The sequence below is a fragment of the Mesorhizobium sp. M7A.F.Ca.ET.027.03.2.1 genome, from assembly GCF_003999175.1.
Taxonomy (GTDB): Bacteria; Pseudomonadota; Alphaproteobacteria; order Rhizobiales; family Rhizobiaceae; genus Mesorhizobium.
The window spans coordinates 1-7950 of sequence record NZ_RZOM01000165.1 but is presented as its reverse complement, the minus strand read 5'-3'; the positions used below and the strand labels follow the sequence as shown (position 1 = coordinate 7950).

Here is a 7950-nt window from a genome sequence, read left to right as displayed (position 1 = left end):
GGCGAGCACCGGCTAGTGCACGGCGCTTGGCCTCGTCGATCAGCATGTTGGCCACTTGCATTCGGATCATGGCGCGCTGGCGCAAATGCGGGGCGACACGGTCGGGATGGTTGGCAAAGGCAAAGCGGCGGCGCATGCGGCTGAAGTCGGCGATTTGCTTGGGCTGATCGAGGCCAAGTTCGACGGCGATGGCTTCGGGATCGATCGGCGGCAGCTTTTCCTCGGGCTTTGGCTCTTCGCCGGCGAGAGCCAGCTTGGCATGATCGAGCAAGGCGGCGAATTCCGTCGCCAGATCCGCGCCCGCCTCGCGATATTCGGCAGCGGAAACCTTGATGCGGCCGGAATGGAGTTCATCGGCCACCGAAAGATAGTCAAACGGGATGGATGGACGAGCGCCGGCCTCTTCGCCCTCGCCATTCTTGTCGGGGGCGATGAAGAGGTCGTCGAGCAACGAAGCGAAATCCCGCTTGGCGCCAGTAGCGATGTCAGCCTCCCCCTCGCCCGACCATTCGGGTATCAAAGCATAGAACCGGCTCGTTAAAAATGCATGGCACCGATCTTAACGAATTTAGCCTTCGCCTCGTCTACCGCTTCACCCACCGCAATCCCAAAAACAAAGCCGGACTGCATTTTCACGCAGTCCGGAATTCGCCAGGAGTGGCGAGGAAAAACCGGCCATGTAGCCAGCATTCGAGGCTACGATACGCACCGGCCAAAAGTTTCGCCGGGTTGCAGAAAATGGCGAAAAAATTCGCCAAGACAAAAATTCGCCAAGACATGGCAGGTATGCAAATGCTGCACTGCACAATTGTCACGATTCACCTATATTGGCTGGCGTGGAGGACCAATTTGGGGCTTGAATCATGGGTTTCTTCACTGAAATGTTCGCCCGGCCGCGGCCGCAGGAGCATCTGAGATACCGCTCGGCGCTCGCGCTGCTTCATTCGATGAGCAATGCCGACCGTGCCGACATCGGTATCAAGCCGGCCGACTTCCCCCGCATCGCCCGCGAAATGTCCGTTCGCTAGGTACTTCCGGAGATGTCCCGGATCGATCCGGGACATCTCCAAAAAACTCAATTCCCTAGCGCGATCCCAGGAACGTCGCCTTGCCCAACGGCACGCCATTGTGGCGAAGAATGTCGTAGGCCGTGGTGAGGTGGAAATAGAAGTTGGGCATGGCCACATGCAGCAGATACTGCAGGCCGGGCATCGAACTTTCCCGTCCGCCAAGCTTCAGCTCGATGATCTTGTCGTCGGAGCCGTCGAACTCGGCAGCCGAAAAAGTCGCCAGAAGGTCGAGCGTCTTCGTGATGCGAGCCTGGACATCGGCAAAACTCGCCTCGTTGTCCTCATATTTCGGCACTTCGCGGCCGGCGAGCCGTGACGGCGCGCCCTTGGCATGATCGGTGGCGATCTGCACCTGCCTGGTCAAGGCGAACATGTCTGGCGCGAGCCGCGCCGTCAGAAACACCTGCGGGTCGATCTTGCGGTCAAGCGCATTCTGTTCGGCGGTCGCCAGCACATCGGAAAGCGCTTTCAGCCTGGCCGAAAACACCGGCACGGACGCCTCATACATCGATATCGTCACGTCAAATCTCCTGTCCGGCCGAACGCCGGCGGACGCGACGTAGCGCCTTCGCGCGCGATTCTTCAAGTCCGTCGAGCCTGCGTCACCACGTTGCCGCAATCGCCGTCGTAGAATCCTCTATCGAGCGGAGGTTCCCGATGAGACGCGCCCTTTTCGCAGCGACTGCCTTTCTCTCCCTGGCACCGATCGGCCAGACGGTATTGGCTGCCGACGATGCCCCCGAAGCACCCTATATCGACGATCGGTCGAGCGCCGACGCGGTTGTCCGTTCGCTGTATAGCGCCATCAGCCGGCACGAATTCGCCCGCGCATGGGGGTATTTCGGCGATACAAAGCCGGCAAAGGATTTCGATAGTTTCGTCAAGGGCTATGATGGGACGGACAAGGTCGAAGTCCAGACCGGGACGGTTTCCGACGAAGGCGCGGCTGGCAGCATTTTCTACAACGTCCCCGTCGCCATCCGCGCGACGGACAAGGCTGGCGGCGAAAAGGTCTTTGCCGGGTGCTATACGCTGCGCCAGGTGAATGCCCAGACCCAGGTGGAGCCACCCTTCGATCCGATCCACATCGAGAAAGGGGCACTGAAGCCCTCCACTACCGATTTCGAGGAGGCGCTGCCGCCAAGCTGCGGCGATGGCCCGCCACCGCCAAAGAAAGACACCGCACTGGAGCAGGCCAAGAAGGCCTTTCTGGCAACCTATGGCGACCAGTGCGACAAGCAGTTCCTTGCCAATGAGCCGACCGTTTTTTCGATTAAATACAAGGACAAGGATGCGCAGCCCGGCGATCCCGACAAGGAGACGCGGCTGTTCCATTTTTCCTGCTCGGCCGCCGCCTACAATGAAAGCTCGGTCTACTATATGACCGACGAGATATCGGGCGTGCAGCAATTGCAGTTCGCCGAGCCCAAGATGGACATCCGCTACGAGAACAATGACAGCAACGGCAAATTGCTGGGCATGAGTATCGTCGGTTTCCAGACGTCCGGCTGGGCGGTCAATTCCGATTATGACGAGGCTGCCCACACGATCACAACATTCAACAAGTGGCGCGGCATCGGCGATGCGTCCGACGCAGGGACGTATCTGTTCCGCAACGGCAATTTTTCGCTGGTCCAGTATGACGTCGATGCGTCCTATGACGGCGAGCAAAATCCGGAGACGGTTGTCGACTACAACACCGCGCCCTGAGCATCACACGAGCTTGCAGGCTGCGTCGATCAGGGCGCCTTCGACAGCATCCAGTTGAGCGTGCCGCGCCAGTCGGTCATGCGGATCGGAGTGCCATGGGTGCCGGTCTCGAAGCGGACGAAGCGGGTCGGATAGGTCTTCGATTTGGTCAGGATCGAGCGAAAGAACGCCTCCTGCTTTGCCACGGGGTAGACCACGTCATGGCTGCCCTGGCCGAAGAAGACCGGCACGCGGCGCTTGAAGGCCGGGCTGGTGAAAAAGCTCTCATCCCACAGCGAACCGAGCAGCAGCAGGCCGTTGATGCGGCCGCCCATGTCCTTGCGCGTGGCCAGCTTCCAGCACAGCGCGCCGCCCATAGAGCCGCAGGCGACGAAGATCTTCGCGCCTGGCGACTGTTCGGCATAATGACCGATCAGCGCCGCCACCTGCGCCGCTCCCGTATCGCCGAAATCGGGGAAATCAGGACTGAGATAGAGGCCGCCATTGCCGGCCATCAGGTTCTTGAGCCGGTTGAAATTGCCGCCGAATGTGAAGTCGTCGACACCCTGCTTGCGGCTGCCGCCCTGCCCGTGCAGATAAAGCACGATGATGCCGGCGCCCTCGGTCTTGCCGACGGCGACATGCCTGACATCGCCGGCATCGGTCTTCAGCAACAGATCCTGCTGCATCTTGCGGACGCTGGTGTCGGTGTATTGGGCGTTCACCCGCCGCTCCGGCACCTGGTCACGCTGGTTGATGTCGCGCATCTCGCGGTAGTCGATGACCGTGTAGGTGCCGTTGATGTCAGACGACAGCGTGGGCGGATAGGCGAAGAGATCGTCCTTGAAGGGTTTTAGGGACAGCGTCTGGCTTTGCGCGGCCGAAGACAGCAACGCGGTCGCGACTGCAAAGGCACAGAAAATTTGGCAGCGAATAGACATGCCCAAGGCATGCGTAATTCGCCTTGGGTTTGTCAATCCTGCAGCACGCCGCCGGCGCCTTCCAGCGCCTCGCGTGTGTCGACATCGACTGACGCCGCCGCGCCGATCTCGACATCGATGACATCGAGCCCTTCCGTCTCGACCAGATGGCGCGCGCCGGTGTCGCCTTCGAGATGGGCGATCGCCGGAAACAGCGAGCGCGGCAAAAGCACCGGGTTGCCGCGCTTGCCATCATGCGAGGCGCGGACCACCGCATTGCCGCCGGCCTTGCGGAAAGCATCGATCAATCTGTCGAGGTCATCGGACGTGATATCAGGCATGTCACCGAGAACGATCATCACGCCGGCGGAATCTTCCGGCAGATAGGCGATGCCGGCTTTCAGCGAGGTGGACAGGCCCTCGGCAAAATCGGGATTGTCGGCGAAGGTCACGTCGAGGCCCACCAGCGCAGCGCGCACCCGCTCGCGCTGGTGGCCGGTGACGATGACAGTGCCGGACGCCTTCGAGCCGAGCGCCCGCTTGGCGGTGCGGCGCACAAGCGGCTTGCCGTCGAACAGCGCCAAAAGCTTGTTCGGCCCGCCCATGCGGCTTGAGCGGCCAGCGGCCAGCAGCACGATGCCGACCTTGAGCTGGCTTTTGGCCGGCAGCGGTTCGCGCGGCTGCGGCCGTGTCGGGATTTCCATCAGCAGCCCGCCGACCCCCATGGCGGCAATATCCCTGGCCGTCACGTCGAGGCCAGCGATCAACCGGTCCAGCACCCAGTCGAAACCATTCTCCTTGGGGCTGCGGGCGCAGCCGGGCGCGCCGATGACGTGCTTGCCGCCGAGCGTTCCGAGCACCAGCAGATTGCCGGGATCGACCGGCATGCCCGCGCGGATGACTGCACCACCCGCCTTCTCGATCGCCGCGGGAATGACATCGGCAAAATCGCTCATCGCCGAAGCGCCGAAGATCACCACCATGTCATTGTCGCGCGCCAGCGAAGCCGTGGCCTCCGCCACCGGCGCGATCTCATGCGGCGTGCGGCGCTCCGCAGTCAGCCTGCCCCCGGTGCGCGCCAGCCGCGCTTCGGTGACGCGCAGCGTCTTGTCGAGCACGGAAGGCTTGATGCCCGGCAGAACCGTCTGGATGACGCCGACACGCACGGGCCGGTAGGCATTGACGGCAAATACCTCGCCCGCGGCGCAGATTTCTGTCGCAGCGCCGACCAGCGCTGAACTGACCGCGAAGGGAATGATCTTCACGGTCGCGACCATCTGGCCTTTCTCGACCGGCGCATGCTGCGCCAGCGTCGCAATGGTGATGGCGGGATCGATGGCATTGATGGCGTCGATGATAGCGGCATCGACCGTGAAGATGCCCGGCGCCTTGGCATGGAGGTTGACCCGCCCGGTCGCGGCAGGCCTGGCTTCGATCCCGCGAAAGGCCATGCTCTCGGCAATCGTTTGCGCGGCGGCATCCTCGCTGAGGTCGTCCTCAGCCAGAACAGCCGCAACGACCTCGGAAACACCGGCGGCCCGCAGCAGCGCCACATCTTCGGCGCTGAGCCTGTGCGCCTTGCGGAAGCGGCGTTCACCAGCGGTGGTGGAGTGCGCCAGCACCGCGCCTTCCGCCGTCTCAATCGGGATCGGGCCGAATTTCACGCCGCCGCGCCCGCAGAGCGCCGCGCGTCCTTTTGGACGCGCAACGGACGCTCTGCTATTTTGAATCTACGCATCGTGCTTTTCCAAAGTCGATTTCGATTTTGGAGCCGATGCGGAGGCATCAAGACCGCGCGAGCGGAAGGCGTGGATCGCCTGGGCCAACACCGCAACGGCGATCTCTCCCGGGCTGGCAGCACCGATGTCGAGCCCGATCGGCGCTTGGATACGGGCGATCTGATCGGCGCTCGCGCCCAGCGCCAGCAGGCGTTCGACCCGCTTGGCATGCGTCTTCCTGCTACCGAGCGCCCCGACATAGAAACAGTTGGCGTCGAGCGCGGCCTTCAGCGCGAAATCATCGACCTTCGGATCATGGGTGACGGCGGCAAGTGCGGTGTAGCTGTCGAGCGGTTGGCGCTTCAGCACATCCTCCGGCCATTCGGCATGAAGCGCCACGTCGGGAAAGCGGTCCGGCGTGGCGAAAGCGGTGCGGGGGTCGATGATCTCCACGGGATAGCCGGCGATCTTCGCCATCGGCGCCAGCGCCTGGCTGATATGGACAGCGCCAATCACGACCAGACGCGGCTGCGGCAAATGCGCGTTGAGAAAGAAGGTTCGCCCCTCTGCCTCGACCGAACCGGAATTGCCGGTGCGGAACGCCTTGGCAATGGCAGCGCCGAGATCGCCGGCGACCTGATCGCCTTCGCGCACGATGCGGTCGCGGCCGTCACCGAGATCGGTGACAAGGATCGCCGCACGGCGAGCTCGTCGTTCGGCGTTCAAAATTTTTAAGGCGTAGGGATCCATCCGAGATCAGCCCAGTCTTTCCACGTACACCTTGATGCGGCCGCCACAGGACAGGCCGACCTGCCATGCGGTTTCATCGGCAACACCGAACTCCAGCATCCTGGCCTTGCCGCTGTCGATGACGTCGATGGCCTCACTGACCACAGCGCCTTCGACGCAGCCGCCCGAGACGGAGCCGTGGAAATTGCCGTCGGCGTCGATGACCAGATGGCTGCCTACAGGTCGGGGCGCCGAACCCCAGGTCTCGACCACAGTCGCGATGGCCACGTCCTTGCCGTCCTTCATCCAGCCCTCCGCGATGATCAGCGGGTCGCGGGCCTCATCCAGATAAATGCTGTTTTCCATGACCGTTTCTCCAGAAGTCTGTTTTTCTCGGGATCTGTTTCTGGGTGGGAAAGATATGGTTATGCGGCGTGCCTCGCGCCAGCGTCCAGCCATCGGCGCGGATCGACGGATTGTGCCGACTTCTTGTCCAATGACGCGCAGAGATCGGCCAGCGCATCGAGATTGTGCACCGAGCGGAACTCGTCGACATGCGGCAGCATCGCCTTGACGCCACGGGCGCGCGCCTGAAAACCGTCGAAGCGCAGCAACGGGTTCAGCCAGATCAGCCGCCGGCAGGATTTGTGCAGGCGCTCCATTTCCTCCGACAGGCCGTCGACATCGTCGCGCTCCAACCCGTCGGTGATCAGAAGCACGACCGCCCCCTGCCCCAGCACGCGCCGCGACCATATCAGGTTGAACTCGGCAAGTGTGTCGCCGATGCGGGTGCCGCCCGACCAGTCCTTGATCGCCGCAGAACAGTCGGCAAGTGCTGCATCGGGATCGCGGTGGCGCATCTGCCGGGTCAGATTGGTCAGCCTTGTGCCAAAAACGAACGTGTGCACGCGACGCCTTTTTTCCGTCAGTGCATGCAAGAAATGCAGGAAGATGCGCGTGTACTGGCTCATCGAGCCTGAAATGTCGGCCAGAACCACCAAAGGCGGATGAACTTCGCGGGCTGAGCGGAATTTCGGCAGGATCAGTTCGCCGCCGGTGCGCGCGGCCGAACGCATCATGGCTCGCGGATCGATGCGGCGGCCATGCGCATCGGCCTTGAAGCGCCGGGTCCGCACCATGTTGAAAGGCAGCCGCAGTTCGGCGATCGCCTTCTTGGCGTCGGCCATCTCGGCGGCGTTCATCTGGGCAAAATCCTTGGCCCGCAGCACCTCGTTGCCGGAAAAAGTGAAGCGGGCGTCGACCTCGATCTCGGGAATTTCCTGTGGCGGCTGGTTCTTCTGGTGGCCCTCGAACATCGCCTGGCTGACCCGGTTTTCAGCGGCGCGTGGCTTCTGCTTTTCCCTGGTGTCGGGTGCCACCGGCGAAAACATAGCCAGCATCTTCTCGATCAGTTCACGCGATTTCCAGAACAGCCGGAAGGCTTCGTCGAAAGTGGCGTGATCCTCATGCCGCGACACCAGCACGGCGTGCAGCGTCCAGTAGAAATCGTCGCGCGAACCAATGCCGGCGGCGAGCACCGCCTCGATGGCGTCCTTGACCGAGGCCGGCCCGACCCGCATGCCGGCCTTGCGTAAGGTGCGGGCAAAATAGACGATGTTGTCGGCAATCCGCCCGTGCGGCATGGCCTCTTTCGGTTCGGGGCGCGGCATCGCCTACTCCGCCGCCGAAAGCTCGGCCTTCACCTCGTTGAGGATGCGCCGGCCTTCGCCCTGTTCGATGCGGGCAATGTCGTCCTGGTATTTCAACAGCACGCCGATCGTGTCGGAGACGGTTTCCGGATCGAGCGCCACCTTGTCGAGTTCG

9 protein-coding genes and 1 pseudogene are annotated in these 7950 nt (G+C 62.6%); 2 read left to right on the top strand and 8 right to left on the bottom strand.

Features of this window, described 5'->3' with window-relative positions:
- A partial coding sequence (locus EN750_RS10105; protein ID WP_127396335.1) for a hypothetical protein occupies positions 1 to 451 on the bottom strand: 451 nt, incomplete at its 3' end.
- A 412-nt stretch (positions 452 to 863) separates the two neighbouring features.
- Here EN750_RS10105 and EN750_RS10100 point away from each other — a divergent pair.
- Positions 864 to 1028: a hypothetical protein gene (locus EN750_RS10100; RefSeq protein WP_023706483.1), complete on the top strand. Its 165-nt coding sequence runs from the start codon at positions 864 to 866 to the stop codon at positions 1026 to 1028.
- A gap of 55 nt (positions 1029 to 1083) precedes the next feature.
- Here EN750_RS10100 and EN750_RS10095 read toward each other — a convergent pair whose 3' ends face one another.
- A complete protein-coding gene (locus EN750_RS10095) occupies positions 1084 to 1590 on the bottom strand; it encodes a DUF1993 family protein (RefSeq protein ID WP_127396334.1) in 507 nt (168 codons plus the stop codon).
- Between the two features lie 137 nt (positions 1591 to 1727).
- Between EN750_RS10095 and EN750_RS10090 the strand changes: the two genes are divergently transcribed.
- Positions 1728 to 2780, top strand: a complete 1053-nt coding sequence (locus EN750_RS10090) for a DUF1176 domain-containing protein (protein WP_127396333.1) — start codon at positions 1728 to 1730, stop codon at positions 2778 to 2780.
- Positions 2781 to 2809: 29 nt separating this feature from the next.
- Here EN750_RS10090 and EN750_RS10085 read toward each other — a convergent pair whose 3' ends face one another.
- The 6 genes and pseudogenes from EN750_RS10085 to EN750_RS40600 all read right to left on the bottom strand — a co-directional run.
- A complete protein-coding gene (locus EN750_RS10085) occupies positions 2810 to 3700 on the bottom strand; it encodes an alpha/beta fold hydrolase (RefSeq protein ID WP_127396332.1) in 891 nt (296 codons plus the stop codon).
- Between the two features lie 32 nt (positions 3701 to 3732).
- Positions 3733 to 5343 carry a molybdopterin-binding/glycosyltransferase family 2 protein gene (locus tag EN750_RS10080; RefSeq protein WP_127396331.1) on the bottom strand — a complete coding sequence of 537 codons (1611 nt, stop codon included), beginning with the start codon at positions 5341 to 5343 and terminating at the stop codon, positions 3733 to 3735.
- 66 nt (positions 5344 to 5409) lie between these two features.
- On the bottom strand, positions 5410 to 6147 hold the full coding sequence (locus EN750_RS10075; protein WP_127396330.1) for an XdhC family protein: 738 nt from the start codon (positions 6145 to 6147) through the stop codon (positions 5410 to 5412).
- Between the two features lie 6 nt (positions 6148 to 6153).
- Positions 6154 to 6492, bottom strand: coding sequence for an XdhC family protein (locus tag EN750_RS10070; protein ID WP_013532112.1), 339 nt, complete (start codon positions 6490 to 6492; stop codon positions 6154 to 6156).
- Between the two features lie 59 nt (positions 6493 to 6551).
- Positions 6552 to 7796 carry a VWA domain-containing protein gene (locus EN750_RS10065; protein WP_127396329.1) on the bottom strand — a complete coding sequence of 415 codons (1245 nt, stop codon included), beginning with the start codon at positions 7794 to 7796 and terminating at the stop codon, positions 6552 to 6554.
- Positions 7797 to 7799: 3 nt separating this feature from the next.
- Positions 7800 to 7950 (bottom strand): annotated as a pseudogene (locus tag EN750_RS40600) (MoxR family ATPase); the annotation flags it as partial.

What these genes read in the sequence shown, in the direction of transcription:
- EN750_RS10100 (WP_023706483.1), top strand. Translation starts at nt 864, where the DNA reads ATGGGTTTCTTCACTGAAATGTTCGCCCGGCCGCGGCCGCAGGAGCAT.
- EN750_RS10090 (WP_127396333.1), top strand. Translation starts at nt 1,728, where the DNA reads ATGAGACGCGCCCTTTTCGCAGCGACTGCCTTTCTCTCCCTGGCACCG.
- EN750_RS10085 (WP_127396332.1), bottom strand. Translation starts at nt 3,700, where the DNA reads ATGTCTATTCGCTGCCAAATTTTCTGTGCCTTTGCAGTCGCGACCGCG.
- EN750_RS10075 (WP_127396330.1), bottom strand. Translation starts at nt 6,147, where the DNA reads ATGGATCCCTACGCCTTAAAAATTTTGAACGCCGAACGACGAGCTCGC.
- EN750_RS10070 (WP_013532112.1), bottom strand. Translation starts at nt 6,492, where the DNA reads ATGGAAAACAGCATTTATCTGGATGAGGCCCGCGACCCGCTGATCATC.
- EN750_RS10065 (WP_127396329.1), bottom strand. Translation starts at nt 7,796, where the DNA reads ATGCCGCGCCCCGAACCGAAAGAGGCCATGCCGCACGGGCGGATTGCC.